The following is a 25,816-nucleotide window of genomic DNA, read 5'->3' as shown; positions in this document are numbered from 1 at the left end:
TTATTAGGTTTATTTTATGGCGGATGTAGAACAGCAGCCAAATTCGGCACCTAGCTCTCCTAAGAAGCGGCGCATTTTGCGTAGTGTCTTGCTGACGATATTAATCATATTTTTATTATTAGCGTCTTCATTAGTGATCATGATGTCAACAGATCGCGGAAGTCGTTTTTTATTAGATCGGGTTTTAGAAGCTCAGAAAATAATTAAATATGAATACGAAGGCGGAAACTTACTACGCGGTATTATTCTTAAGAATGTTTTGGTGCAATTAAAGGATGTTGATGTTTCCCTAGATCGAGCTGACGTAGGCTTAGGATGGCGCTCTTTATTATTAGAAAAAGAAGTACATTTGAGCCATGCGGATGTGCGTAATTTACGTATTATTAATAAAACTCCCCCTTCTGGTAAGGCGTTTGAATTTAAACCCATTAAGTTGCCATTTGTTCTACGTGTCGATGAAGCTGATGTGGACCATTTAGAGATTAAGTTAGCGACCTCAGATGTAGATTTTCATGATGTTCATTTACAAGATGCGCTCTGGTCAGAGACCAAACTGGAATTTGAAAAATCTAGTATGGATATGGGTTATCTCTCAGTCCACAACGCAACAGGAAAAATGGACTTTAGTGGTAAATATCCATTAAATGCGACAGCAGATTTAAGAATCCCATCTCTAAAAAGTTTGAATATTCAAAATATTAAAGTTGCAGCTCGCGGAAGTTTAGATACTTTAAAAGCGGGTGTTGCAACTACAACTCCCGATTTATTAACGGGATGGGTGGTGTTGCATCCTGTTCGTGATGAAGTTCCAATGCAGGGTGAGTTATTACTAAAAAATTATCACTTACCTTTGCTGGAGGAACAAAAGCTTTTTGCAAAAAATGGCGTAATCAAGTTTCAAGGGGATATTAAACAACTTAATTTAGCACTTGATACAGATTTAAAGGGTGAGAATTTACCTGAAGGTCAGTACAACGCTTTAATGAATACTGATCTGGTCCATCAACTTAATATTACCGATTTTAACGGCCAAGTCATGAAAGGGGCTGTTAACCTTAAAGGCTTAGTGAACTGGAAAGATCATGTTACTTGGGATGTTAAAGGCCGTTTAGACCATATTAATCCGAAAGACAAAGCAATTCCTCAAGTTGTTCAAGACTTTTTACCGCCAAGTCTAGATGCTGCCGTTGCTTCAACCGGCTCTTTAGAAAAAGGTACTGAAGTATTTGCTAATGTCGATTTTGACCGTTACGAGTCTTGGAAACTCAAGTTTAATCAGGCTCCTGAAAAAAATAATAAACCCCAACCAATGCTTATGAATGTGGCTTGGTCGAAAATAGATCGTGCAATGCCTTATATTGGATGGTTAAGCAGTGACAATGGTCAGGTTGATTTAACATTACGTGAGGGTCAGCAAGATATTAAAGTGGCTACAAAAGTATATCAGCATGAAAAAACTTTATTGCCAGCAGGACAATATCTTGCAAATCTCAATGTTAAAGATAATGTTTTAAATGTTCCAAATTTTAGTTTTGCTGCTGAAAAAGGTAGCTTAACTGGACAGGCTAAAGTGTTGCTTCCTACTGAAAAACGTCAGTTGGTTTGGAACGCATTGTTAAATGCAAAAGATTTCAATCCACAAAGTATTCATGCGACAGCGCCTGTTAATCTTTTAAATGGTTCGATTAAAGCAAATGGTTTTGCTAAACCAAATCAGCAAATCATTCAATTTGAGAAGATAAATTTAACTGGTCGACTGGCTCAAGCGGGTCAGGAGACTGTAACTTTAGGCGGTAAAAGCACAGCAGCATTATTATTCCATGATGTGAAAGCTGGTGGTGGGTTTAAAGGTTTTGCAGTTAATTATGATGGAACTTTAAAAGCCTTAAAACAGGCAAATGGTTTACTGAAGTTTTCTATAGCAGGTACACCTGATTTTATTCGAATTAACCAGTTACAACACGACGGGGTTGCTGGAAAAATCTATGCGACAGGTTCTGTAAATTTAAAAGATCGCATTGCATGGGATATTAATAGTTCATTAGTACGCTTTAAACCTCAATACTTTACCTCAGCTGTAAAAGGTGAAATTTCAGGAAATCTGAAAACTCAAGGGGTTTGGTCAGATCATTTGAAACGAATTAATATTCAGCAATTGAACCTTGCTGGCTTTATAAATAATAAACCTGTTCGTGGTAAAGGTAATTTATCTTTATTGATGGACTCTAATCAAAATGGCTTTTTACCTCAGCAGTTTGAAGCAAATAATTTATTTTTAGTATATGGACAGAATCAGCTACAAGCGACAGGTAATGCACAAAATCTAAAAATTAAGCTCAATGCACCAGCACTCTATGAGTTATATCCAGGGTTGCGTGGTCGAGCTTACGGCGACCTGAATGTGCAATCACAACCACGTTTAAAAGCTACAGCAAATATCGCAGTAGATAACTTTGCATTTAATACTTTAGTAAGTGTGAAGCGATTGAGTATTCAGGGGGAGCTTCCAACATCGGAAACAACACCGACTCAATTAACAGCAAAACTAGATAACTTGCGTAGTGGAAATAGACTCATTCAGTCTGCTGAGTTGAATTTAACTGGAACAAGGAAAGCGCATTTATTAAAAGTACTTGGCAATAATAGTATTTCCAAGTTCTATGTTCAGTTGGCAGGCGGATTTAACCAAAACAATGATTGGCTAGGCCAGATCCAGAAAGGAAGTTTTGATTCAAAACGAATTCGTCTGGCACAAAATCAAAATGCTCCGGTGATTTTTTCTTCTGCACGATCTGAGTTATATGTAGGTCAACACTGCTGGCAGAGTGCTCATAGCCAACTCTGTTTTGACCAACCAGTACGGGTAAGTAAAGCACGCGGTAATATTTCGTTCGTTACTCAGAACATGGATTTAAGTGACTTCGCGGCATTTATGCCTGAAGGCTTAGCGATGACTGGGCAATTAAATGGTTATGCCAAGGCATCATGGGTAAATGGAGGAAATCCAAAACTTGATGCACGTTTAATTACGCGCAAAGGTGAAATTGGTTTAGCTGCTGAAGATCCTCAAGATCCTCCAACAACGCTAGCTTATGATGAGCTGGGTGTTATTGCAAAAAGTGTAGCTGAAGGGCTGTTGTTCCGTGTTGATGTTAAAACACCTGATATTGGTACAGGATATGCGAATGTTATTATCAATCCATTCCAGCCATCAATGCCAATGCATGGTGAGGTCGCTTTTAATGATGTTCAATTAAAAGTCTTGAAACCATTTATTCAAGATGTCCGCAAACTGAGTGGGACCTTAGCCTTGGCTGGTAAAGTTAATGGTACATTAACTCAGCCACAATTTACTGGTGAAATGCGTCTGAAAAATGGTGCAATCAGTATGATTTCGCTTCCAGTTAATTTGACCAATGTTCAGGTTTACTCATCAATTCGTCAGGACATGGCAACAATTGATGGGGCATTTAACAGTGGACAAGGTGTTGGTCTTCTTAAAGGCAGTTTTGAATGGAAAGATGCACCACGTCTTCAATTAAACCTTAAAGGTGATAATTTACTTGTACGTCAGGCGCCTTTAATTACTGCAATTGCCAATCCAAACCTTACACTGGATATGTATCCTTTTGATAAGCGTTTAAGTTTAAAGGGATCGGTAGATGTTCCTCGTGCACGTATTTCAATGCCGGAAACAACTGCTCCAGTCATTAATACCTCATCAGATGTGCGTATCGTTCGACAAGGCCAAGACCCACTTGCAATTTTACGTGCAGCTAAACCTTGGGATATCCGAGCTGATATTACTGTTAATATTGGAAAACAAGTGATATTCCAAGGCTTTAACAGTAATATTCCGTTAGTTGGTCGTTTGAATTTAACTCAACGTGGCTATGAAACCGCAATGAGAGCTAATGGGGCAATTGGTGTCAGCCAAAAAGTAAAAATTGAAGCCTATGGACAAAGTCTAGATTTAAATCGAGCAATTGCGCGTTTTAATGGGCCATTGGCAAACCCAACTTTAGATATAGACGCAAATAAAAATGTTCAAGGTAGTATGGTTGGAGTACGTGTTACAAGTACTGCCTCATCGCCAAACATTCAAGTTTATAATGACGCAGGTCTTTCTGAACAAGAAGCATTGAATGCGCTTGTGACTGGACGTATTAATGAGGGGGCAAGCGGTTTAAGTAATGCAGAAGGCTTCAAGTCTGATGTAAATAACACCATTGCTGCCGCTGGGATCAGTATGGGCTTAGGTGGTACACGTGCTTTAACGAATCAGATTGGACGTACTTTTGGTTTGAGTGGCTTAGCTTTGGATGCACAAGGTACGGGTGATGATACTCAGGTAAGTTTAACTGGCTATATCACACCTGATTTATTCATTCGTTACGGTGTCGGAGTATTTACTCCAGTCAACAAATTGACTTTACGTTATCAAATGAACCGCCGTTTATATCTAGAAGCAAGTCAATCTTTAGAACGAGCAATCGATCTTTTCTATAACTGGCGTTTCTAAATAAATGAAATAAAAGCTCACTTCTAGTGGGCTTTTATTTTAATGACATCTTTCCCAGATTTTAAAAGTTGAATATTTATTATATAAAGCATCGATTTTCTAAAAAGGAAGCTGAGCTTCAATAGACTTCTGATTAAAGAAAATTCACTTGAAAATTGCTGTTTTATAAATTAATTTCCAGAATTATTAAATGAAACTAGGCTGATAATACCTTATTGATACATGCAAATAAGGTGGTTTTCTAAGGAAATAACAGTGAAAATAGATACTTATATTGAAATTAAAGATAGCAAGGATAACGATACAAATATTAAATATCGTGGGCTAATTCAAAAAATAACAGCAACATTGTCGATGACGCTTTTGTCATTTGGATGGAACTCCACTGTAAATGCCGCACAACAGCAAATTGCTTTAGTAGGGACATGGACATCGATTCCTAATGCGCCGCTCGCGCAAAAACCAAAACAAGCCAGTGAAGGTTTGTACCAGTTTCAAGTAAATAATGATGGGACTTTAACTCCTGTTAAAGTATTGAAAATGAAAAGTCCTTCATGGATTGTAAAATCGAAAGATGGCCGTTTTGCCTATACCACTAATGAAGAAAATGAAGGGGCAGTGACTGCATTATCGGTTCAAAACGGAAAGGTGGAGGTGTTGAACACAGTCGATAGCCATGGTGGACATCCAACACACGCATCAATCAGTTTAGATGGCAAATTCCTATTTGTATCGAACTATTCGGCATTTGATAAAGGTCGTGGTGGTGTCGCTGTGTTTCCAATTTTGCCAAACGGTCATGTAGGTGAAAAAGTACAAAATATTGTTTTTAAGGAAGGTTCTGGCCATGTCAAAGGTCGACAGGAGAGTGGTCATGCCCATTCGACAACTTTCAGCCCAGATGGTAAATATTTATATGCGAGCGATCTGGGAAATGACAAAGTCTATACTTTTCATTATAACCCGAATAAACCTCAACCACTCGAAGCAGATAACACTCGAGATGTGACTTTTACGCATGGTTCTGGCCCACGCCATATGGTCTTTTCACCAAATGGTAAACATGCATACGTTACCGCAGAAATGCGAAGTGAAATTGTCACGTTTAATGTGCAAGATGGTCATTTGAAAAAAGTGGCTGAGCTAAAACTGATTCACGAAGACAAAACACCTGAATTTAAGAGCGCGAGTGGAATTATCCTTAGTCCAAATGGTAAATATGTGATTGCTGCTAATCGGGGTGCAGACAACAAACTTTTGGTATTTAAAATTCAACAGAATGGATTGCTTGGTAAGCCAGTAGTTTATAAAGCCAATGGAATTGAACCACGTGCTTTCTCATTTGATGCGTCTGGTAAATATCTATATGTAACCAATGTTTATAGTAACAATATTAGTTTATTTCGTTTTGATGCAAAAAATGGCACCTTAAAACCAGCTGGTGATGCAGCAAAAATATCAACACCTACGGATATCAAATTCTTTAATTAATCCGCAACATGAAACTGGCATTTCTAGTGCCTGATATAAACGACCGAGATTTTGCTATCTCGGTTTTTATATCAGTTTTTGCAAAAATGATGATTTTCCGTATGATATGAACAGCAATAATTAGTGTAGTGAAGTGATGAAAAAGATTTTATTGATTGCAATGAGCTTGTTCTTTGTTGGTTGTTCAGAAAAGAAGCCATTAACACCAGAAGAGCAATGGCATGGCTTTTGTACTAGCGTAGGAAACGCAGCTAGAAGTATTGTTTTTGATCGTCAGCAAGCAATTGAAAAAGCTCAAGCAGTTGAGCATGCAAATAAAATTGAAGATGACATTACGAAAAAATTTATTCTTAATATTATTGAAAAAGTTTACGCAATTCCAAAAGAAGAATTAACTAAAGATCAGCAAGCTGTACAAGAAAAAGTTAGAAAGCAAATGATGGAAGAATGTTTGTCAACACCTCATGAAAAAATGCCAAGATATAAACCGTTCTAATTCTGTCTAAGTTTATTGAAATTCTACTAATATTAGGTTCTTTCGCTCAAAAATAACCCAGAATCAGCCATTTTGCTCATTATTTAAACACAGGTATTTAGATACAAAATAATGGGCATCACGGAGAAACACCCCGCGCTCATTAACTTTTACCGTGAACTCTAGTAAACTTTTGTAGTCCATATTACTTGTGAAGCTTTTTCGAAAGCTGGAATTTGCAAGTAATTTTTCAAAAAAAGAGGAATGAACACCGTGCTAGAAGCTTACCGCCAACACGTTGAAGAACGTGCCGCACTCGGAGTCCCACCGAAGCCACTTGATGATGCTCAAACAGCTCAGCTTGTTGAACTATTAAAAAATCCACCAGCAGGCGAAGAAGCGTTCTTGGTTGATTTGCTTGAAAACCGTGTTCCTGCAGGTGTTGACCAAGCAGCTTACGTAAAGGCAGCGTTCTTGGCAGCAATTGCAAAAGGCGAAGCAACTTCACCACTCGTTTCTAAAGAGCGTGCAGTTTACTTACTTGGCACAATGCTTGGTGGTTACAACGTAGCACCACTCGTTGAGCTTCTTGACGATGCTGAACTTGCAAACTTAGCTGCTGAAGCATTAAAGAAAACACTTCTTGTATTTGATGCATTCCACGACGTAGCAGATAAAGCAAAAGCTGGTAACGCTGCTGCTAAAGCTGTTTTACAATCTTGGGCAGAAGCAGAATGGTTCACAAGCCGTCCTGATGTTCCAGAAGAAATCAAAATCACTGTGTTCAAAGTAACTGGTGAAACAAATACTGATGACTTGTCTCCAGCTCAAGATGCTTGGAGCCGTCCAGATATCCCATTACATGCAAATGCAATGTTGAAAAACGAGCGTGATGGTATCAACCCTGAAAAACCAGGTGAAGTTGGTCCATTAAGCCAAATCAAAGAACTCATCGCGAAAGGCAACCAAGTTGCTTATGTTGGTGACGTTGTTGGTACAGGTTCAAGCCGTAAATCTGCAACTAACTCTGTACTTTGGTTCTTCGGTGACGAACTTCCACACATTCCAAACAAAAAAGATGGTGGTGTGTGCTTAGGTTCTAAAATCGCTCCAATTTTCTTTAATACAATGGAAGACGCAGGTGCATTACCTGTAGAAATCGACGTTGCCAACATGAACATGGGCGACGAAGTTGTATTGAAAATTGATCATGCTGCTGCAAAAGTTACTGCTTTTAAAGATGGTGTACAAATTTCAGAAGCAGAACTTAAAACTCCAGTACTTTTAGACGAAGTACGTGCTGGTGGTCGTATTAACTTGATCATTGGTCGTGGTTTGACAACTAAAGCACGTGAAGAATTAGGTCTTCCACCTTCTACATTGTTCCGTACCCCTGTTCAACCTGCTGACACTGGCAAAGGCTTTACACAAGCTCAGAAGATGGTTGGCCGTGCATGTGGTTTACCAGAAGGTCAAGGTATTCGTCCGGGTACTTACTGTGAACCTAAGATGACTACAGTTGGTTCTCAAGATACAACAGGTCCAATGACTCGTGACGAGTTAAAAGACTTAGCTTGCTTGGGCTTCTCTGCTGACTTAGTAATGCAGTCTTTCTGTCACACTGCTGCGTATCCAAAACCAGTTGACGTAACAACTCACCATACATTACCTGACTTCATTATGAACCGTGGTGGTGTATCTTTACGTCCAGGTGACGGTATTATCCACTCTTGGTTAAACCGTATGTTACTTCCAGATACAGTAGGTACTGGTGGTGACTCACATACTCGTTTCCCAATCGGTATTTCATTCCCAGCGGGTTCTGGTCTTGTTGCATTCGCAGCTGCAACTGGTGTTATGCCACTTGATATGCCAGAGTCTGTACTTGTTAAGTTCAAAGGTAAAATGCAACCTGGTATCACTTTACGTGACCTTGTACATGCAATCCCTTACTACGCAATTCAAGCGGGTGACTTAACTGTAGAGAAGAAAGGTAAGAAAAACATCTTCTCTGGTCGTATCCTTGAGATCGATTTGTCAGAAATGGAAAATGACTTGACTGTTGAGCAAGCATTCGAACTTTCTGATGCTTCTGCTGAACGTTCTGCTGCTGGCTGTTCAATCACACTTTCTGAAGAGAAAGTTGCTGAATACTTACGTTCTAACATCACTATGTTGAAGTGGATGATTGCAGAAGGTTATGGCGATGCTCGTACTATGGCGCGCCGTGCAGAAAACATGCAGAAGTGGTTAGACAACCCAAGCTTGTTAAAAGCTGATGCTGATGCTGAATACTTAAAAGTTTACGAAATCGATCTTGCTGACATCAAAGAACCAATTCTTTGCTGCCCGAACGATCCAGACGACGCGAAACTTCTTTCTGACGTTCAAGGCGACAAAATTGATGAAGTATTCATCGGTTCTTGTATGACCAACATCGGTCACTTCCGTGCAGCTGGTCAGTTACTTGATAAAGTACCTGGTGGTTCATTGTCTACTCGTTTATGGTTGGCTCCACCAACTCGTATGGACGAGCACCAATTAATGGAAGAAGGCTTGTATAACATCTATGGCCGTGCTGGTGCGCGTACAGAGATGCCAGGCTGTTCATTATGTATGGGTAACCAAGCACGTGTAGCGCCGAACACAACATGTGTATCGACATCTACTCGTAACTTCCCGAACCGTTTAGGTCAAGGTGCAAACGTTTACTTAGCGTCTGCTGAGCTTGCATCTGTAGCTGCGGTTCTTGGTAAATTACCAAGCCCAGAAGAATATCAACAGTACGCATCACAAATCGATAGCGCTTCTGCTGACATCTACAAATACTTAAACTTCGACAAGATGAGCGAATACACTAAAGAAGCTGATCAAGTTGATACTAAGAAAATCCAAGCTGCTCAATTGACTTAATATGTCGATTTAGTACAAAAAAGGAGCTGATTATTCAGCTCCTTTTTTATTTAAATGAGACTTTATACATAATTAGTTTTAAAAATAATAAATAGATCAAATTTTATTTCATGAAAATGTAAAAATAAATATTAGTCTAGATATTAAAACGTTTTTTGCTTTAAAATAATTGAACGAACTTAATAATAATTAAAAAAATATGAGTATTTTATATAGGGAACTTAAGAATGCTAAAGACAATTGTTGAATTTAAATTTGATGATTACCAAATATATGAACAAAAAACATACTCTAACGAAGAAGGTGTTTTAGTTCAAAAAACTGAAGATATTGCACAGTATATTTTTAGTATTTTAAAAAATAGATATCATTTAAATGTAGAGCTATATAGTGAAAAATGGGGGTGGCAAATTGAGATTCCACTCCCTGAAATAACAATGTATCTTGGCATAAGTGTCTATGAAGAATATAGCAACGGTTTCGCAATTTTTATTTCTCCAAACACACCCATTTTAAGAAAGTTTTTATTTAGAAAACTTGATATTACTCATCATATTATGGTGCTGCAAAACTATATAAATATTATCTTAAAATCACATCCTTGCATCTATGATGTGATGTGGTGGAAAGAAAATGAATTCCGATGTGTAGCGGCGAGCTGAAGTGGGCAGAGTTAGAAAATTTTAAATGCCGAAGTGAGTGAAGGAAAATTTATTAAAGACTATATTGGTGAATAGAAGGCGAGAGCTTACTATATCTTCAATATCAAGTGGTCAGATCAATATGCAAAATTCAGCTTGGATGGGATTGCGTAAGTTTTTTTATAATAATCTTCATAATCATGACTATGAAACTACGGTAAGTAGATGTATTAATTATTTTTTAGTCTTTTTAATTGTTGGCAACGTCGCTGCCGTTTTATTAGAAACAGTAAATGATTTGTACACAAGCTATCGTGTTTGGTTCGACTATTTTGAAGTTATTTCAATTGCAATTTTTAGTATTGAATATTTATTAAGATTATGGAGTATTGCTGATCGAGATACGACACAATCTGCATGGAAAATCCGCTTGAACTGGATGAAAAGCGGTGAAGCAATTATTGATTTGATGGCAATCTTACCTGCCTATCTCAATTTCTTCGTACGAATTGATCTTCGTATGCTCAGAATCTTACGTTTACTTCGCTTATTAAAATTGACACGGTATTTTATCTCGCTACAGATATTGTTATGCGTGATTAAACGTGAGAAAGGTTCTTTTCAAGCTGTTATCTTTATTTTAATCATTATGATTATTATGACTGCCTCTGGAATTTATGTGGTTGAAAACAAGGCTCAGCCAGAAGCTTTTAGTTCAATACCTAAATCTATGTGGTGGGCTGTAGTGACTTTAACCACGGTGGGATATGGCGATGTCACTCCGGTAACTAGCCTAGGAAAGTTATTAGGCGCGCTAATTACTATTTTAGGTGTTGGTATTGCAGCATTACCGGCTGGTATTTTGGCGTCTGGACTCGCAAATGAACTTAACCAGCGGAATCAAAGGCTAGAGCAAGAATTTCGTGAATTACTTCAAGCAAGAGGTATTGATATTTTACATGATGAAGTTGAAATAGAACGGATCCGTCAAAAAGTAGGTCTACCAAAAGAGCAGGCGCATAACCTGATTGTTCAAATTATGCGTGAAAAAGTATTAGAGCAAGAAGAGTCGGTTAGAGAGAAAAAATGTTATTGCCCACACTGTGGTGGAAAGCTAACTGATTAGAAATAATAAGTTAGCATCTTCTTTGATTAAATTTACTTACTGGCTTTTTCAACAGCAAATGCAAAAAGTAAAATGATAAGACCACCGAGACTCAAAACAAAACCTACCCAGATTGGCGCGATCCAACCCATTTGGTGGCTGAGTACCCATCCCCCTAAAAATGCACCTAATGCATTGGCCATATTAAAGGCAGAGTGGTTGAGTGACGCTGCTAATGTTTGGGCATCGCCTGCGACATCCATTAGACGGGTTTGCAAAGCTCCACCTAATCCCATTACCGTAAGACCAATTAAAAATAATGAGGCAATCGCAGTATAGATATTACTCATTAAGAAACTGGCAACAACAAAAGCAATAGCTGAACTAATTAATACACCGACAATCGTTTTGTTTAGGTTTTTATCTGCAAGCCACCCTGCTGCTAAGCCACCGATAACCATACCAGTACCCCAAATAGCTAAAGCGATAGGGACAATTTGGATATTAACCTGAGTATATTCAGTCAAAATTGGTGAAACATAACTATAAACAGAAAACATGCCCCCAAAACCGATAGCGCCTACTGCTAGTGTTAGCCACATGTTGATATTTTTAAGACCAGCTAACTCTGTTTTTATACTGGCAGTAGCTTGGACTGGAATATTAGGTACAAAGAAGCCAACAGCAATTAAAGTAACGAAAGCAATGGTGGCTGAAAACTCAAAACCTGCTCTCCAGCCAAAATTTTGACCTAACCAAGTTGCTAGAGGAACACCAATTACAGTCGCAACTGTAAGCCCCATCATCATTTGAGCAACCGCAGAAGCTCTTCTTGATGGTCCAGCGAGTTCTGCTGCAACTAATGCACCGACTCCAAAATATGCTCCGTGTGGTAAACCTGCAATGAAACGTGAGATTAAAACAGTTTCAGGTGTGTGTGCTAAAGCAGTACAGGCATTAGCTACACCATAAAAAAGCATTAAACCAAGTAATAAAGTTTTTCTCGGAACTTTGGCTCCGAGAATAGCAATGATAGGAGCACCAATAACAACACCCAATGCATAGGCACTAATAAAGTGGCCAGCTTCAGGTACTGTAATATGTAAATTATTTGCAATTTCTTGAATCAGTCCCATTGCGACGAATTCGGTAGTTCCAATACAAAAACCACCTACAGCGAGTGAGAAAATTGCTAAAAAGAGAGAATAGTGTTGATGTGTAGAAAGAGGGGATTGCGGGGACGCCATAATAAGTTAAGGGAAGACACAAAAAAGAGAAGTATAAGGGAAAAGAGAACAGAATAATAAAAAACTAAAATATTGAGATAAGGATTAAATATTCAAATGAAGTAAATTTAAATCTTCATGTTTTGATCTATAAATAATAAAAAATAACGAATGATAATAAGAATTATTTTTATTTGTGTATACTGTATTTGCTTATATTTTGTCTGATTTTTTAACTTTGTATACAACAGGATTTTCTAATAATGAATAGATTTCTAATGACGTCACTTGCATTGATATGTACAACAGGCTTTGCTCACGAACCTTATGTAGCACCTGTAGCTTATAAAACTGAACAGACTCAAGTACCTGTAATTACTGGTTATGCTGAAGAAGCATTAAATAGTGAATATGCTTTAAAAAATGCCAAGCTTACTGTAATTACACCTAAAAATGAGCTTAAAACCGTCAACTCAGAAGCTATGCATAAGTCTGTAACTGTCTTTGATGTAGATCTACCTGAAGAAGGCACATACATTGTTCAAACTCAGGCGAGTTACCCTTTAAAATATGTATATGACCAAAAAGAATGGCATCTATTTTTTGATATGCCAGCTGATAAAGCTCCACCTAAAGCAGAACGTGAATATTTGATTCCGACTGACCTTAAAACAAAAACAATTAAAACAGAGCAAGTAACACGTGAGTGGATATTGCAGAGTTATCTTTCTAAGGGAAAAGTTTCAGATATTCAGCTTCCTAATACACCGATTAAAGTTAATTTCTCCGTGCATCCAAATCAAATTAAAGCTGCTCAACCAGTTAAATTAGCTATAACTCAAAAAGGCCAGTCTTTAGCTTATGCTGAAGTTAATTTAAGAGAAAAAGGTGCAACAGACAAACAAGTGCAGCAGTTTAAGGCAGAAAACAACGGTCAGGTTGAGCTTAGATTTCCAAAAGCTGGAGAGTACCTAGTAGAAGTAACAGCTCCCCTAAATTTGAAATTAAAACCTAAAGATCAGAACTATACGATTATTAGTTTAAATGTATTAGCACAATAGTTTTTAATATTTTAAAAAATAGACCTTTATTAGGTCTATTTTTGTCTTATGCTTTTTAACCACTTTAAAAATTTTTATAGAATCGTTTTAATTTTCCTTTATTTTTGAAGATACCTAAATTCATCCCATGTGGAAATAGTGAAATAAAATTCATGTTGAGACAAACTAACTAATTTTATGTTAAAGTGAATAAAATTCATTAATAAAGATTTATCGAAAGTTTTATGGAAAAGCAAACATGTGCTTTAGCCATTTATAGATAAATCTCTTTTTTAGGCTGGGGCCCATGTTAGAAATACGCCACCTTAAAACCTTAGTTGCCTTACGTGAACACGGTTCATTGGTTTCGGCAGCAAATGATCTTTGTTTGACACCATCTGCAATTTCCCATCAATTAAAAGAATTAGATCATTGGTATGGGGTAGAAGTCGTTAATCGTCGAAGTAGACCTGTTAGTTTTTCTAATGTAGGACAGCGCTTACTTAAGTTAGCCGATGACGTTTTGCCACAAATTCAGATTACTCATAGTGACATCACGCGTATTGTGCATGGACAGACTGGCAGAATTATTTTTTCATCGGAATGCCACAGTTGTTTTGACTGGTTAATGCCTTTATTAAATCAATATCGACAGCAATATCCCGATGTTGACTTAGACTTCGCTTCAGGTTTTGAAGCCAATCCGCATGAACTCTTACAAAATGCAGAATTTGATTTACTGATTACAGCTGACCCAATTGCTTTAAAAGGAATTGAGTATTTCCCGATTTTTGAATACGAATCACGTTTGGTCCTATCAAATACTCATCCTTTGGTGCGTGCCGAAAATATTACTGTTCAAGACTTAGCAGAACAAGTCTTAATTACTTATCCAGTTGATAAGCATCGTTTAGATATTATGTCGAAACTTTTCATTCCTGCGAATATTCAGCCTAAACAAATACGGACAACAGACTTAACCCAAATGCTCATTCAGCTTGTAGCAAGTGGACGAGGGATTGCTGCTTTACCGGATTGGGTAGTAAATGAATATGAACAAAAGGGATGGGTTACAAGTCGCCGTTTAGATTGTGTTTCTCCTACAGGTTTAAGACGAACTTTATATGCGGGCTATCGAACTGAAGAAAAAGAGAAAAGTTATTTCGAAGGTTTTTTAAAGCAATTAGAAAAATTTTCTTTAAAACGAAATGCCTATTATTCTGGCTAAATAAATAATTTAGCCTAAGTGTTAAAAAGGTGCTTAATTGCACCTTTTCTATATCGATTTCTTATTTACCAATAAATAAAGAGAGTAAGCCTGCTGCAATTAGAGGGCCGACTGGTACACCACGTAGTAAGGCCACACCAGCAACTGTCCCAATGAGTAAGCCTGCAACAACATCAGGCTGGCTTGACATAAGTTTTACTCCGCGTCCACCTAGCCAAGCGACTAACAAACCAATTGCGATAGCAACAAGCGATTTAAAACTAACAAATGATTTTAAAATACTTTCCCCACTAAGCTTTCCACTGGCAATTGGTGTGAGTACGCCAATCGTTAAAATAAGAATTCCTAAATTAAGACCATGTGCTTGAATATAAGGAAAGAACTCATTTAATGGCGTGATTTTAACGACGATGAGTACACCCGCTGCAATGGTTACAGCCGCATTTTGACTTAATAAACCGCAGACAAGCAGAACGAGTAAAACAACTAAATTAACATCAAATTGGGCAAGCATGAGGAGTACAAAGGAAAGTAAATAAAATGGAATTGTATAATATTTAAGAGTCGTAATGTGAACGCTTTAAAAGAGACAGCCGATTTCAGAACTTATTTTTAATAAAAATTCATTGTATATCTCTCAATGATAAAGAGTTTTAATTTTTGTTTACGCTTGGACACAATGTTATATAAATTAACAAGTTAAAAATTATAGTTTTAAAAAACTGTGATATAAAAATAGTCATTACTCATGAGTACAGGATATTTTTATGGATATTATAGATATTAAAATCAAAGATCAGTTTGACCAGATTCACGATGCAAAAGCCCAGCTAAAGAAAAATTTAGTTGAACATGAAAATGAATCTTTAAAACTAAGCCAGCGTATTGAGCATATTATTGTAGATAATGAAATTATTTTGCCAACTACTGAGTTGTTATTTGAAAGTGAGCAGAATGAAAATATTTATCGAGTCGTTGAAGAGTAAGGGTACGAGCTGTTTGAAGTAAACGAAAACAGTAGCGAGTAGTGTTTAGTAAAAAATGGAAACTACGTTAAAATAACAGCTTAGTTCTAATGAGAAAATTTCATGCTGCTGGAAAAAATTTTACAATCACAAGGGTTTGGTTCACGTAAATATTGTCAGCAGTTAATAAAAAATGGGTCTGTAATTGTTGATGGAGAGATTGTAGATAATCTTAAAAAGCAATTCTCTCCTGAAAATTTAGAATTTTCTCTTTTTGGACAAACTTATCAATATCGAGAAAAAGTTTATCTGGCTTTAAAAAAGCCAAAAGGTTTTGAATGTTCACATCAGCCGCAACATCATCAAAGCGTTTTTAGTCTTTTACCTGAAATCATGATTCATAGAGGTGTACAGGCTATTGGCCGTTTGGATCAAGATACAACCGGTTTACTCTTACTTACTGATGATGGTAAATATCTTCAAGCTTTAACTCATCCGCGTAAACATGTTCCAAAGGTTTATCATGTTACGACCATAGATCCATTAACACCTGAGCAAATTGAAATGTTGAGCCAAGGGGTAAGCTTACATCAAGAAAAAGGTGTTTTTGCTGCAACAGATGTAGCTATATTAGAAACTCATCAATTAACCATGACGATTCATCAAGGTGTTTATCACCAAGTCAAAAGAATGATCGCAGCTGTAGGAAATAAGGTAGAAGCATTACATCGCCATCAAGTAGGGCAATTAGTTTTACCTGAACTTGCAGAGGGAGAATGGATTTATTTGTCTGAAGAGCAAAAACATCTCGCCCAAAATATCACTTAAGAAAGCAATGAAATGTTTGAAATTCACTGTCCCGAATAAAGCCCATTTGTTCATATAGCCGATGAGACTCATGGTTGTTACTTTGAGTTTCTAGACTAATCCGTAAAGCATTTTGTTGCTTTGCAAATAAAATAGCAGTATCGATTAACTGTTTAGCAGAGCCTTGACGACGAAAAACAGGTGTTACATATACGTCATCTAAAATATAGTAGGTTGAACAAGCAACTGAAGAAAAGCCTAAATAGAGTAGAACGAACCCTGTGATTTTATCGTCTTTAATGTGAATAAAAAATATACTTTCTCTATTCTCAAAACGTTGTTTAAGAAAGTGAAGCGATTCATTAAAATTAGAAGAAGCCCCATAAAACTGACGGTATTCATCAAATAAAACGGCGAGTTGCTCTAAATCTTCAAAAGTCGCTCGTCTAACGATCATTTGGCACTCCTTGTAACTTATCATTATGTTTTTACAAAGAGAGCATAACGAAAAAAAGAGCTTTTTGACGTTAAAACTTGTTTATAAATGCAACAGTGTTAAATTTTGTCGCTTTCACCAAGAAGAGCATTAAGTTCTTCAAATAAATCTTCATGGTCATCATCTTCAGCTAAATTTGGTGGATTTTGGCTTAATGAAGATGCTTTTGCTTTTCTCAGCTTTAATAATTGTTCCATATTGATCGTCTGATTTTCAATCGCAAATGGAATAGATTTAGTTAATACGACCTGTTTAAAAAAAAGTCGTACCGCTTGGGCAGGGGTAATACCCAATTGTTTAAAAACAGCAAAAGCCTGCTTTTTCTCTTGGGAGTCTAGTCGAACCTGATAAACTTCTGTTTTTCGCATGAATAACAAAACCAAATGATTTTAATTTTTAGAAATTTATTTTAAACCATCGCAATGTAATTTCAATGCTTTTTGGCATAAAAAATAATCTTTTTGTCATTACGGTTACATTACAATGTCAATTCAAATTCGGAATTGAAAGACATTTCCTCTTTCGTGAGGGGATCTATAAATGAAATATGCTTAGCTAGAAGCTGCAATGGTTCTGAGAAATCGTCCTCTGCCTTATGTTGAACGTTAGGATAAAATGGATCATTTTTAATCGGAATTTCTAAATAATTAAGATGTACACGAAGTTGATGTTGTTTACCTGTTGTGGGGGTTAAGCGATATTTTGCCCACATTTGGTTATGTTCGATAAGCTCAATATAGGTCTCGGTATTTGTTTTTGTATTTGCCACAACTTGCATAGTGTAAAAAGGAGTACCTTTATCTAAATGCAATTTTAATGTCTGAGGAAAATTTAAATCTTTTTTATAAGGTGCAACAGCGTGATAAATTTTATTGACTTGGCGCTCTGCAAATAATTGTTGATAAACACCACGCGACTCAACCCGTTTGCAAAATAGAACAACGCCAGCAGTTTCACGGTCTAATCGATGTATGGGCGTTAAAGATTCATTGCTTGTTTGTTTTTTTAGACGAACTAATAATGTTTCTTGTACATATTGTCCAGTCGGACTAATCGTTAAAAAATGCGGTTTATCGACCACTATTAGATCATCATTTTCAAATAAGATTCGATGTTCGAAAGGAACATGTGCTTCATAGGCAAGAAAGCGATAATAAAAAATATGCGTATTACTCTGATATGGACTGTCTAATGTTAATTTTTGTCCATTCGCCCCATAAATAAGTCCATCCTGAAATCGTTGTTGCCACTCTTGTACTTTAATATGTTGAAAATGTTGGCATAGATACTCATAAATCGTTTGAGTATTTGTTTGTGCAGGAAGATAGACTTGGCTTGCACTTACACCATTAATCATTGGCGGCAGAAATTCGTTCGGACTAGACATAAAAAAGTGTAAATAAGTAAGAGAATTGATATAAAAAAAGCCAACTTCTAGGGCTTAAGTAGGCTTTTAAGGCAGGGCAATGTTATCATATCGATTATTTTGAATCATGTTATGTGTGCTATGTCGTATTCATTGAAATTGGTCTTAAATCATGAAGAAGATACTGAGCGTTTAGCTCAAGCTTTGGCGCAACATGTCCAGTCGGGTGTGATTTATTTAATTGGGGACCTAGGTGCGGGTAAAACCACACTTACGCGCTATTTCTTGCAGGCTTTGGGCCATAAAGGCTCTGTTAAAAGTCCAACCTATACGCTCGTTGAGCCGTATAAAATCAATGACAAAGAAATTTTTCATTTTGATTTATATCGTTTGAATGACCCTTATGAACTTGAATTAATGGGAATCCGTGATTATTTAGATATCACAGATGCATTATTTTTATTTGAATGGCCATCAAAAGGTGGTGATGAAATTCCAGAGGCCGATATCATTATTGATATTCAAAAATCAGATGATGAGTTGAGCCGTTTAGTAACGTTAACTTTACCTACAGAACATTTGTATCAGACTTTGCAGGAACAGCTTCATGACTGATGAAAAGCTAGCACGACGTCGTATCCATACATTAGACGCAGCGTTAGCCAACCAGATTGCTGCTGGTGAGGTGATTGAGCGTCCTTCATCTGTTGTTAAAGAATTATTAGAAAACTCGATTGATGCTGGTGCAACTGAGCTGATTGTACGGATCGCTCAAGGTGGTTCGACCCTAATAGAAATTATTGATAATGGGCATGGCATTCATTCTGAGGATTTGGCATTAGCCGTCATGCGCCATGCTACAAGTAAAATTAAAACTGCAGAAGATTTACACGCTATTGTAAGTTTAGGATTTCGCGGAGAGGCACTTGCTTCGATTGCCGCTGTTTCAAGATTAACATTAACGAGTAGCCAAGATGAAAGTGGGATTGGCCATCGAGTTGAAGTAAATGGCACAGCATTTGATCATCAAGAAGTACAAGCTGTTGCTGCTCAAAAGGGAACCCATATACGTGTTCAGGACTTATTTTTTAATGTTCCTGCACGCCGTAAATTTTTAAAAAAACCAACCACTGAATTTGGCCATATCGAAGAGATTGTTCGCCGTCTAGCTTTAACACATTTCGATATACGTTTTGTGCTTGAGCATAATGATAATATTAGAATTAATTTACCTATAGCAGATAGCGGAGAACTCCGTTTTCAGCGGGTACAGCAATTATTAGGTTCGCAATTCGTACAAAATGCATATTGGATGGATGCCGAAAGTATTAGCATGCGTTTATCAGGGTGGCTTGGTCACCCTTCTGATGCACGTGCGCAAGCTGATATGCAATATGTCTATGTAAATGGTCGTATCGTTAAAGATAAAACAATTTCGCATGCGTTACGCATGGCCTATGACGGTATTTTACATGGCCATCAGCATTCATCTTATCTACTTTTTTTAGAAGTCGATCCTGAAAATATTGATGTCAATGTTCATCCTACGAAACATGAAATTCGCTTTTTAAATCAAAGAGAAGTGCATGAGTTTGTAAGGCATTATGCAAAAGAAACTTTATCGCAATTTCAGACAGCGAGTGCTGATTTAGCTCAAGCGATGAAAGTAGATGAACAATCAGATTATTCAGTACAGCCGCAGCCTAAATATCAAGAACAATTTTCATTGCACAGAGCAAATGAAACTTTAAATGCAGATAATGAGCTACAGACTCAGCACGCACCAACAGAGTTATTAACCGATTTTAACGCTAGTCGTCCGCAAGCCATTCACTATGCAGATCAAACACCAAAATATAATGGTTCGCCTCAGTTAAATAATGCGTTAAAGACTTACTTAGCGCCTCTACGTGACCAGCCTGCTAATTTTTCAGTAAATGAAGAGATTGAGCCAGTAACTAAAGTCGATGAGTTTCCTTTAGGTATCGCAATTGCTCAACTTCATGGAATTTATATTTTAGCGCAAAATACTGAAGGGCTTATTATTGTTGATATGCATGCAGCGCATGAGCGTATTTTATTACAGCAAATGAAAAACGCTTGGGATAAGCCAGAATTTTGGACATCTCAGCAGTTGCTTATACCTAAAGTCATTTCTATTAGTCGTATGCAGGCAGTGCGGGTAGAAGAGTTAAAACCTCAATTGGAGCGTTTAGGGCTGGAAATTGATTTATATGGGGATGAGCAAGTTATTGTTCGAGGAGTGCCAGCCATATTGCAAAAAGCTGACTTTGAAAATCTTATTCCTGAGCTTTTAAATGATTTAGACCCAAATGATGAAGCACAAGGATTGCTTCAAAAAAGAGATGAGTTGTTAGCTGGAATGGCATGTCATGGAGCGGTACGTGCACATCGACAACTCAGCCTTTCAGAAATGAATGCTTTACTTCGTCAAATGGAACAAACTGAATTTGCGAGTCAATGTAACCATGGGCGGCCAACTTGGCGTGCGTTCCCATTATCTCAACTAGATAAATTATTTGCTCGAGGAGAGTAGTTTTACATGTCAAATCAATTGCCCGTCATCAATTTAATGGGGCCAACTGCAAGTGGAAAAACCGCTTTGGCATGTGAAATATACGAGCGTGGAAATTTTGAATTGATTTCTGTTGATTCTGCACTTGTTTATAAAGATATGGATATTGGTACTGCTAAGCCAACCCGTGAAGAACAAGCGCTCTATCCTCATCATCTCATTGATATTATTACACCTCTTGAAGTTTATTCAGCTGCTCAGTTTGTCGAAGATGCGTGTAAGTTAATTGATGACATGCATTCGCGTGGGAAAACTCCTATTTTGGTAGGAGGTACAATGTTGTACTTTAAAGCATTGTTAGAAGGCCTATCGAGTAATTTGCCGAGTGCAGATGCCCAAGTTCGCGCAGCAATTGAAGAAAAAGGTTTAAATGAAGGGTGGCAGGCTGTTTATGATGAGTTAGTTTCTGTAGATCCTGCCGCGGCTATAAAATTTAATGTGACTGATAAGCAAAGGATTATTCGAGCCTTAGAAGTTTATAAGCTTACGGGTGAACCAATTACTAAATTACAGGCAGAACAACCAAAAAACGTACCATATCGATACATATTTCATAATTATGCTTTACTTCCAGATCGGGTAGAATTACATCAACGCATTGAGCAAAGATTAAGCAAAATGTGGGATATCGGTTTTTTGAGTGAAGTTGAAACTCTAATTGAAAAATACGATTTAGATGAAAATTTACCCTCAATGCGTTCAGTGGGTTATCGACAAGCACTAGAATTTCTATTAAAAAGTGACTTAAGTCTCAAAAGTAAACGTGAAATGGAGGATAAAGCTTTATTTGCGACACGACAACTTGCCAAACGTCAATATACGTGGTTACGTTCTTTGCAAGAAATACACGATTTTAAAACTTACTTGACGATAAAGCAGGCGAAAGAAGACTTGCGAAACTCTTATGGATAAAGCAAAATTTGCACACTGTCTTTTTATAATTTTTAGTTGAAAAATAAAGATAGTTTTTTTGCGCTGATTTAAAAATTTTTTTTGGAGTTAAAAATGTCTAAAGGTCAAACTTTACAAGATCCGTTCTTAAATTCTCTCCGTAAAGAACGTATTCCTGTTTCTATTTTCCTTGTGAACGGTATTAAATTACAGGGTCATATTGAATCATTTGACCAATATGTTGTTTTATTAAAAAATACAGTAAGTCAAATGGTTTACAAACACGCGATTTCAACTGTTGTTCCAGCACGTAACCCACGCCCAGCAGGCGCGCAAGGTACAGGCTTCCCAGCACAAGGTGGTACACAAGGCGGTTTTGGTGGTCAAGCTAGTGGTGGCTTCGGTGGCGCTCAAGGCGGCTTCGGTGGCGCTCAAGGTGGCTTCGGTGGCGCTCAAGGCGGCTTCGGTGGTCAAGGCGGCTTTGGTGGTGGTCAAGGTGGCGGCTTCGGCGGTCAAGGTGGCTTCGGTGGTCAAGGTGGTGGTTTCGGTGGTCAAGGCGGCTTCGGTGGTCATCAAGGTGGTTTTGACAACGACACTAAATTTGAAGATGGTCAAGAAGACGAAAATAATCGTTAATTGAAATCTAAAAAAGAAACCAGTCAGATAATGACTGGTTTTTTTATGTTTATTTATAAGTTAATTCAAAATATTTAATTCATTGAAGGCCATGATTTGCCCATGATGAATAATATTTTAAATAGAGTTCTAATCGATGCTATTAATATTAGCTGCTGCTTTAAGCAGTGTTTTGGTATCTATCCTATTAAAAAATTTAAAGAAAAAAGGTTACCAGCCGCTACAAATGATTGCATGGAACTATGCAAGCGCGAGTATTCTTTGCTTTTGCTGGTTTCAGCCTGATATTCAACATATTTCAATACAAAAGACGCCTTGGTGGTTAATTGTCGCATTAGGTTTGATTTTGCCCAGTATTTTTCTGTGTTTAGCCAAATCATTAGAATATGCCGGGATTGTTAAGACTGAGGTGGCACAGCGTCTTTCTGTGGTACTTTCTTTACTGGCAGCTTATTTCTTTTTTCATGAACAATTTAATTCATTAAAACTCTGGGGAATAGGTTTAGGAATTTCTGCTGTTTTACTTGTCCTCTTTGGACAAATGGATTCTTCCTCGAATCATCAATCTCGAAAAGCAATTTTGGCTTTATTAAGCGTTTGGTGTGGATACGCCGCAGTAGATATTCTCTTAAAATATACGAGTAGTTTAGGCCTTCAATTTACACTGACGTTGAATCTTATTTTTATTACATCTTTTATATTATCAATTTCATATTTATTGGTGCAGAAAACCCAAAAATGGCAGTTTAAAAGTACTATAGCTGGGTTGATATTAGGTGTGCTTAATTTTTCAAATATTGCTTTATATGTGAAGGCTCATATTCTTTTAAAGGATTCACCTGCAATTGTTTTTGCAAGTATGAATATTCTTGTGGTGTTATTAGGAGTTGCAAGTGGCATTATTTTATATAAAGAGAAATTAAAATGGCCTACCACTTTGGGTATTTTATTCGGAATAAGTGGCGTGCTTTGTTTGGCTATGGCAATGTCTTCATAGTTCAAGAGAACTAAATCTCTTGAACTATTTAAATTTTATAAATAGGTAAAAATAACTTCATCTGGTAGGCGTGATTTAGGTAGTTTGGCGTTAAAATCGTTTTCACTGCGATAGCCGAGAGAAACGATGACTGAACTACGTAGGCCTTTTTCAGTTAAACCTAACTCTGTATTTAAAATCTCTTCATCAAAACCGCCCATTGGTGTTGCATCAATTCCTTCTAAACCTGCAGCGAACAGTAGTTGTCCTAGAGCAATAAATGTTTGATTTTCCATCCATCCAAATAAATTTTTCTGTTCATTTCGATAGAATTCAACATAGCCATGGCGAGTATCTTTTTGGCCTAATTTAGCTTTTTCATCTTTAAAACGACCACTTAAATCATCTTGTTCAAGTAATTGATTTAAGTATTCATCTGAAATATCTGTTCTTGTGCAAAATATAAGTGTATGTGATGACTCAAGCACTTTAGGTGCATTATAAGCATATTTCCCTGTTAAGGCTTTTGCGATTCTTTCTTTAGCGGCAAGATTGGCTGCAACTAAAAAGTGCCAAGGCTGTATATTCACCGAAGAAGGTGAAAAACGTAAAATTTCTAATAATTTATTAATTTTTTCTTGAGGGATTTTTTTTTCAGGATCATACGCTTTTGTTGTGTAGCGGCTTTTAACAGAATTCAATAGGTCCATAGGTGTGCTCCATATCAATCTTATGGCAATTGAGAGAATTTAATCTTTGCCATCATACGCTATTTTATTCAAAAACATTTCCTATGTAATTTGATAAAGAAATATAATACTCTTATATAAAGTTTTAGTAATTTATTGAAAATGATTGATTTAATGCCAACAGATGCAAAGAGTAAGCTGCGAGAAATTAGAATTATTAAAGCCTTTATAATTTTTGTATTTGTATTGAGTCTTCTTATTTTATACATTGAGTATCACGATCATGCACATATAAGCTGGAAATTTATATTTATTGCCAGTACATGTGTGATTTACGATTTTGATTTAAATAAAAAAATTAAAGAATTGAAAGTTCAGATAAAAAGTGACTAATTTCTAGTTAATAATTCCAGACAATCAATTCGAGCTGTTGCGTATTTGAAGACGGATCAATTTCCAAAATATAAGCCTGATCTTCACGCCAATCGCCAAGAACAATTCGTTGTTTAGCTTGTACCTGGTGAATTGAGGGGCGGTGAGTATGCCCATGAATCAATATATCTACATTTGCTAAAGCAGAAATAACGGCTTGCTCATTCACATCCATAATTTCATAGCTTTTTTGTTGTTTATCCGCGGAACTTCTTTTGCGAAAGCCATTCACTAGTTTGGTCCTGAAACTGAGTGGGGTACGGCGTAAAAGAGCAACTAAGAGTGGATTTCGAATAATTTTTTTAAATTTTTGATAGGAAACGTCGTCTGTACATAAGGCATCGCCGTGTTCTAGACGATATTGATGTCCTGCAATATTGAGTGAATAAATATCAGGTAGTAAGACGCCATTAAATTTATTGAGGAAAACCTGATTAAGCGCAAAATCACGGTTACCGACTTGGAAGTAAACCCGATTCCCTTTTTTGTTAAAGTCTTTTAAGGCATCAACAATTTCATCAAGCCATGGTGCTGAATAGTCATCTCCAATCCAGGCATTAAACCAATCACCTAAGATGTAGAGTTGAGTGTTTTTATGTTGGTAATGTACCAATAAGTCTAAAAACCCTCGAACGAGTCGAGGGTGTTCAGGTGACAAATGTAAATCTGAGATAAACAGATAAGTCACAGCTTTATCCTAAAATTATTCAGAAATAATTTTAGCAGATTCAATTACAACGTTTTCTAAAGGAACGTCAGCGTGGTAACCACGGTTGCCAGTGCGAACACCTTTGATCGCTTCAACAACATCCATACCTTCAACAACTTTACCAAATACAGCATAACCCCAACCTTGAGCAGTTTTAGAGGTATGGTTCAAGAAAGAGTTATTTTTTACATTGATAAAGAATTGAGCAGACGCCGAGTGCGGAGCTTGAGTACGTGCCATTGCAATCGTACCTTCGTCGTTGCTTAAACCGTTATCAGCTTCATTTTCAATTGAATCACGTGTTGCTTTTTCTTTGAAGTTTTCATCCATACCGCCACCTTGGATCATGAAACCATCAATGACGCGGTGGAAAATAACGCCGTCATAAAAACCGTCACGTACATATTCTAAAAAGTTTGCTACTGTTTTAGGTGCTTTTTCAGCATTCAGTTCAAGAACAATACGACCTTTATTGGTGTTTAATTCGACTTGAGGAAAACTCATTACATTAATCTCCTAAACATGGGCTTATGACCATGGGTTTTTGGTTGAGAGAAGCATAAGCAAACTGTAAACTACAAGGCAAGTAAAAAACGTTAAAATCTTTGTGAA

24 protein-coding genes are annotated in these 25,816 nt (G+C 37.0%); 16 read left to right on the top strand and 8 right to left on the bottom strand.

Going from position 1 to position 25,816, the window contains the following annotated elements; translation table 11 throughout:
* Positions 1-16: 16 nt before the first annotated feature.
* From OD757_RS02060 to OD757_RS02035, 6 genes are all read left to right on the top strand, one after another.
* Positions 17-4,522: a translocation/assembly module TamB domain-containing protein gene (locus OD757_RS02060; RefSeq protein WP_263030701.1), complete on the top strand. Its 4,506-nt coding sequence runs from the start codon at positions 17-19 to the stop codon at positions 4,520-4,522.
* A 255-nt stretch (positions 4,523-4,777) separates the two neighbouring features.
* Positions 4,778-6,013 (top strand): lactonase family protein, encoded by a 1,236-nt coding sequence (locus OD757_RS02055; protein WP_263030700.1) that lies wholly within the window; start codon positions 4,778-4,780, stop codon positions 6,011-6,013.
* A gap of 133 nt (positions 6,014-6,146) precedes the next feature.
* Complete coding sequence (locus OD757_RS02050; protein ID WP_081400138.1) at positions 6,147-6,509, top strand: hypothetical protein; 363 nt, start codon at positions 6,147-6,149, stop codon at positions 6,507-6,509.
* A gap of 252 nt (positions 6,510-6,761) precedes the next feature.
* A complete protein-coding gene (locus OD757_RS02045; protein WP_263030699.1) occupies positions 6,762-9,401 on the top strand; it encodes a bifunctional aconitate hydratase 2/2-methylisocitrate dehydratase in 2,640 nt (879 codons plus the stop codon).
* Between the two features lie 227 nt (positions 9,402-9,628).
* The gene (locus OD757_RS02040) at positions 9,629-10,063 is read left to right on the top strand and encodes a hypothetical protein (RefSeq protein WP_263030698.1); all 435 of its coding nucleotides are present in this window, start codon (positions 9,629-9,631) and stop codon (positions 10,061-10,063) included.
* A 121-nt stretch (positions 10,064-10,184) separates the two neighbouring features.
* Positions 10,185-11,168, top strand: a complete 984-nt coding sequence (locus OD757_RS02035; protein WP_263030697.1) for an ion transporter — start codon at positions 10,185-10,187, stop codon at positions 11,166-11,168.
* A gap of 32 nt (positions 11,169-11,200) precedes the next feature.
* Here the strand turns inward: OD757_RS02035 and OD757_RS02030 are convergent, their stop codons facing one another.
* Positions 11,201-12,394, bottom strand: a complete 1,194-nt coding sequence (locus OD757_RS02030) for an MFS transporter (protein WP_263030696.1) — start codon at positions 12,392-12,394, stop codon at positions 11,201-11,203.
* 242 nt (positions 12,395-12,636) lie between these two features.
* Here OD757_RS02030 and OD757_RS02025 point away from each other — a divergent pair, with 242 nt between their 5' ends.
* Both OD757_RS02025 and OD757_RS02020 read left to right on the top strand, forming a co-directional pair.
* On the top strand, positions 12,637-13,434 hold the full coding sequence (locus OD757_RS02025) for a DUF4198 domain-containing protein (RefSeq protein ID WP_263030695.1): 798 nt from the start codon (positions 12,637-12,639) through the stop codon (positions 13,432-13,434).
* A gap of 286 nt (positions 13,435-13,720) precedes the next feature.
* Complete coding sequence (locus OD757_RS02020; RefSeq protein WP_263030694.1) at positions 13,721-14,641, top strand: LysR family transcriptional regulator; 921 nt, start codon at positions 13,721-13,723, stop codon at positions 14,639-14,641.
* Positions 14,642-14,702: 61 nt separating this feature from the next.
* On the opposite strand, the gene OD757_RS02015 is transcribed toward OD757_RS02020, so the two are convergent.
* A complete protein-coding gene (locus OD757_RS02015) occupies positions 14,703-15,155 on the bottom strand; it encodes a DUF441 domain-containing protein (RefSeq protein ID WP_009391736.1) in 453 nt (150 codons plus the stop codon).
* 253 nt (positions 15,156-15,408) lie between these two features.
* On the opposite strand from OD757_RS02015, the gene OD757_RS02010 reads away from it, so the two are divergent.
* Both OD757_RS02010 and OD757_RS02005 read left to right on the top strand, forming a co-directional pair.
* Entirely contained in the window at positions 15,409-15,627 is a 219-nt protein-coding gene (locus OD757_RS02010; RefSeq protein WP_004791556.1) for a hypothetical protein, read from the top strand.
* A 102-nt stretch (positions 15,628-15,729) separates the two neighbouring features.
* Positions 15,730-16,434 (top strand): pseudouridine synthase, encoded by a 705-nt coding sequence (locus OD757_RS02005; RefSeq protein WP_263030693.1) that lies wholly within the window; start codon positions 15,730-15,732, stop codon positions 16,432-16,434.
* Here OD757_RS02005 and OD757_RS02000 read toward each other — a convergent pair.
* The 3 genes from OD757_RS02000 to OD757_RS01990 all read right to left on the bottom strand — a co-directional run bounded on the left by OD757_RS02000 (position 16,427) and on the right by OD757_RS01990 (position 18,296).
* Positions 16,427-16,870 carry a GNAT family N-acetyltransferase gene (locus OD757_RS02000; protein WP_009391755.1) on the bottom strand — a complete coding sequence of 148 codons (444 nt, stop codon included), beginning with the start codon at positions 16,868-16,870 and terminating at the stop codon, positions 16,427-16,429. The genes OD757_RS02005 and OD757_RS02000 overlap by 8 nt on opposite strands.
* Positions 16,871-16,968: 98 nt before the next feature.
* Complete coding sequence (locus OD757_RS01995; protein ID WP_263030692.1) at positions 16,969-17,277, bottom strand: type II toxin-antitoxin system RelB/DinJ family antitoxin; 309 nt, start codon at positions 17,275-17,277, stop codon at positions 16,969-16,971.
* A 110-nt stretch (positions 17,278-17,387) separates the two neighbouring features.
* The gene (locus tag OD757_RS01990) at positions 17,388-18,296 is read right to left on the bottom strand and encodes a pseudouridine synthase (RefSeq protein WP_263030691.1); all 909 of its coding nucleotides are present in this window, start codon (positions 18,294-18,296) and stop codon (positions 17,388-17,390) included.
* A 120-nt stretch (positions 18,297-18,416) separates the two neighbouring features.
* On the opposite strand from OD757_RS01990, the gene tsaE reads away from it, so the two are divergent.
* The 5 genes from tsaE to OD757_RS01965 all read left to right on the top strand — a co-directional run bounded on the left by tsaE (position 18,417) and on the right by OD757_RS01965 (position 23,395).
* Positions 18,417-18,890 carry a tRNA (adenosine(37)-N6)-threonylcarbamoyltransferase complex ATPase subunit type 1 TsaE gene (gene tsaE / locus OD757_RS01985; protein WP_049836984.1) on the top strand — a complete coding sequence of 158 codons (474 nt, stop codon included), beginning with the start codon at positions 18,417-18,419 and terminating at the stop codon, positions 18,888-18,890.
* On the top strand, positions 18,883-20,832 hold the full coding sequence (mutL, locus tag OD757_RS01980; protein ID WP_263030690.1) for a DNA mismatch repair endonuclease MutL: 1,950 nt from the start codon (positions 18,883-18,885) through the stop codon (positions 20,830-20,832). Before tsaE ends, mutL begins: the two co-directional genes overlap by 8 nt.
* A gap of 6 nt (positions 20,833-20,838) precedes the next feature.
* Positions 20,839-21,783, top strand: coding sequence for a tRNA (adenosine(37)-N6)-dimethylallyltransferase MiaA (miaA, locus tag OD757_RS01975; protein WP_263030689.1), 945 nt, complete (start codon positions 20,839-20,841; stop codon positions 21,781-21,783).
* A 93-nt stretch (positions 21,784-21,876) separates the two neighbouring features.
* Positions 21,877-22,398 carry an RNA chaperone Hfq gene (gene hfq, locus OD757_RS01970; RefSeq protein ID WP_009391731.1) on the top strand — a complete coding sequence of 174 codons (522 nt, stop codon included), beginning with the start codon at positions 21,877-21,879 and terminating at the stop codon, positions 22,396-22,398.
* A 136-nt stretch (positions 22,399-22,534) separates the two neighbouring features.
* Positions 22,535-23,395, top strand: coding sequence for a DMT family transporter (locus tag OD757_RS01965; RefSeq protein WP_263030688.1), 861 nt, complete (start codon positions 22,535-22,537; stop codon positions 23,393-23,395).
* 35 nt (positions 23,396-23,430) lie between these two features.
* Here OD757_RS01965 and nfsB read toward each other — a convergent pair whose 3' ends face one another.
* On the bottom strand, positions 23,431-24,084 hold the full coding sequence (gene nfsB / locus OD757_RS01960; protein WP_263030687.1) for an oxygen-insensitive NAD(P)H nitroreductase: 654 nt from the start codon (positions 24,082-24,084) through the stop codon (positions 23,431-23,433).
* A 141-nt stretch (positions 24,085-24,225) separates the two neighbouring features.
* On the opposite strand from nfsB, the gene OD757_RS01955 reads away from it, so the two are divergent.
* On the top strand, positions 24,226-24,456 hold the full coding sequence (locus OD757_RS01955) for a hypothetical protein (RefSeq protein ID WP_263030686.1): 231 nt from the start codon (positions 24,226-24,228) through the stop codon (positions 24,454-24,456).
* A 7-nt stretch (positions 24,457-24,463) separates the two neighbouring features.
* Here OD757_RS01955 and OD757_RS01950 read toward each other — a convergent pair whose 3' ends face one another.
* A complete protein-coding gene (locus tag OD757_RS01950) occupies positions 24,464-25,183 on the bottom strand; it encodes a UDP-2,3-diacylglucosamine diphosphatase (protein WP_263030685.1) in 720 nt (239 codons plus the stop codon).
* A 15-nt stretch (positions 25,184-25,198) separates the two neighbouring features.
* Positions 25,199-25,708, bottom strand: a complete 510-nt coding sequence (locus tag OD757_RS01945) for a peptidylprolyl isomerase (RefSeq protein ID WP_009391780.1) — start codon at positions 25,706-25,708, stop codon at positions 25,199-25,201.
* Positions 25,709-25,816: the final 108 nt, after the last annotated feature.

Origin of the sequence: Acinetobacter sp. AYS6 (assembly GCF_025630795.1) — a bacterium.
GTDB lineage: Bacteria > Pseudomonadota > Gammaproteobacteria > Pseudomonadales > Moraxellaceae > Acinetobacter.
Note: the sequence above shows the minus strand (reverse complement) of the source record. Positions and strands in the feature narration are given on the sequence as shown.

Excerpts from the sequence above, each read along its gene's own strand:
- OD757_RS02060 (WP_263030701.1), top strand. The coding sequence starts at position 17 with ATGGCGGATGTAGAACAGCAGCCAAATTCGGCACCTAGCTCTCCTAAG.
- OD757_RS02040 (WP_263030698.1), top strand. The coding sequence starts at position 9,629 with ATGCTAAAGACAATTGTTGAATTTAAATTTGATGATTACCAAATATAT.
- OD757_RS02035 (WP_263030697.1), top strand. The coding sequence starts at position 10,185 with ATGCAAAATTCAGCTTGGATGGGATTGCGTAAGTTTTTTTATAATAAT.
- OD757_RS02030 (WP_263030696.1), bottom strand. The coding sequence starts at position 12,394 with ATGGCGTCCCCGCAATCCCCTCTTTCTACACATCAACACTATTCTCTC.
- OD757_RS02025 (WP_263030695.1), top strand. The coding sequence starts at position 12,637 with ATGAATAGATTTCTAATGACGTCACTTGCATTGATATGTACAACAGGC.
- OD757_RS02020 (WP_263030694.1), top strand. The coding sequence starts at position 13,721 with ATGTTAGAAATACGCCACCTTAAAACCTTAGTTGCCTTACGTGAACAC.
- OD757_RS02015 (WP_009391736.1), bottom strand. The coding sequence starts at position 15,155 with ATGCTTGCCCAATTTGATGTTAATTTAGTTGTTTTACTCGTTCTGCTT.
- OD757_RS02010 (WP_004791556.1), top strand. The coding sequence starts at position 15,409 with ATGGATATTATAGATATTAAAATCAAAGATCAGTTTGACCAGATTCAC.
- OD757_RS02005 (WP_263030693.1), top strand. The coding sequence starts at position 15,730 with ATGCTGCTGGAAAAAATTTTACAATCACAAGGGTTTGGTTCACGTAAA.
- OD757_RS02000 (WP_009391755.1), bottom strand. The coding sequence starts at position 16,870 with ATGATCGTTAGACGAGCGACTTTTGAAGATTTAGAGCAACTCGCCGTT.
- OD757_RS01995 (WP_263030692.1), bottom strand. The coding sequence starts at position 17,277 with ATGCGAAAAACAGAAGTTTATCAGGTTCGACTAGACTCCCAAGAGAAA.
- OD757_RS01990 (WP_263030691.1), bottom strand. The coding sequence starts at position 18,296 with ATGTCTAGTCCGAACGAATTTCTGCCGCCAATGATTAATGGTGTAAGT.
- tsaE (WP_049836984.1), top strand. The coding sequence starts at position 18,417 with ATGTCGTATTCATTGAAATTGGTCTTAAATCATGAAGAAGATACTGAG.
- mutL (WP_263030690.1), top strand. The coding sequence starts at position 18,883 with ATGACTGATGAAAAGCTAGCACGACGTCGTATCCATACATTAGACGCA.
- miaA (WP_263030689.1), top strand. The coding sequence starts at position 20,839 with ATGTCAAATCAATTGCCCGTCATCAATTTAATGGGGCCAACTGCAAGT.
- hfq (WP_009391731.1), top strand. The coding sequence starts at position 21,877 with ATGTCTAAAGGTCAAACTTTACAAGATCCGTTCTTAAATTCTCTCCGT.
- OD757_RS01965 (WP_263030688.1), top strand. The coding sequence starts at position 22,535 with ATGCTATTAATATTAGCTGCTGCTTTAAGCAGTGTTTTGGTATCTATC.
- nfsB (WP_263030687.1), bottom strand. The coding sequence starts at position 24,084 with ATGGACCTATTGAATTCTGTTAAAAGCCGCTACACAACAAAAGCGTAT.
- OD757_RS01955 (WP_263030686.1), top strand. The coding sequence starts at position 24,226 with ATGATTGATTTAATGCCAACAGATGCAAAGAGTAAGCTGCGAGAAATT.
- OD757_RS01945 (WP_009391780.1), bottom strand. The coding sequence starts at position 25,708 with ATGAGTTTTCCTCAAGTCGAATTAAACACCAATAAAGGTCGTATTGTT.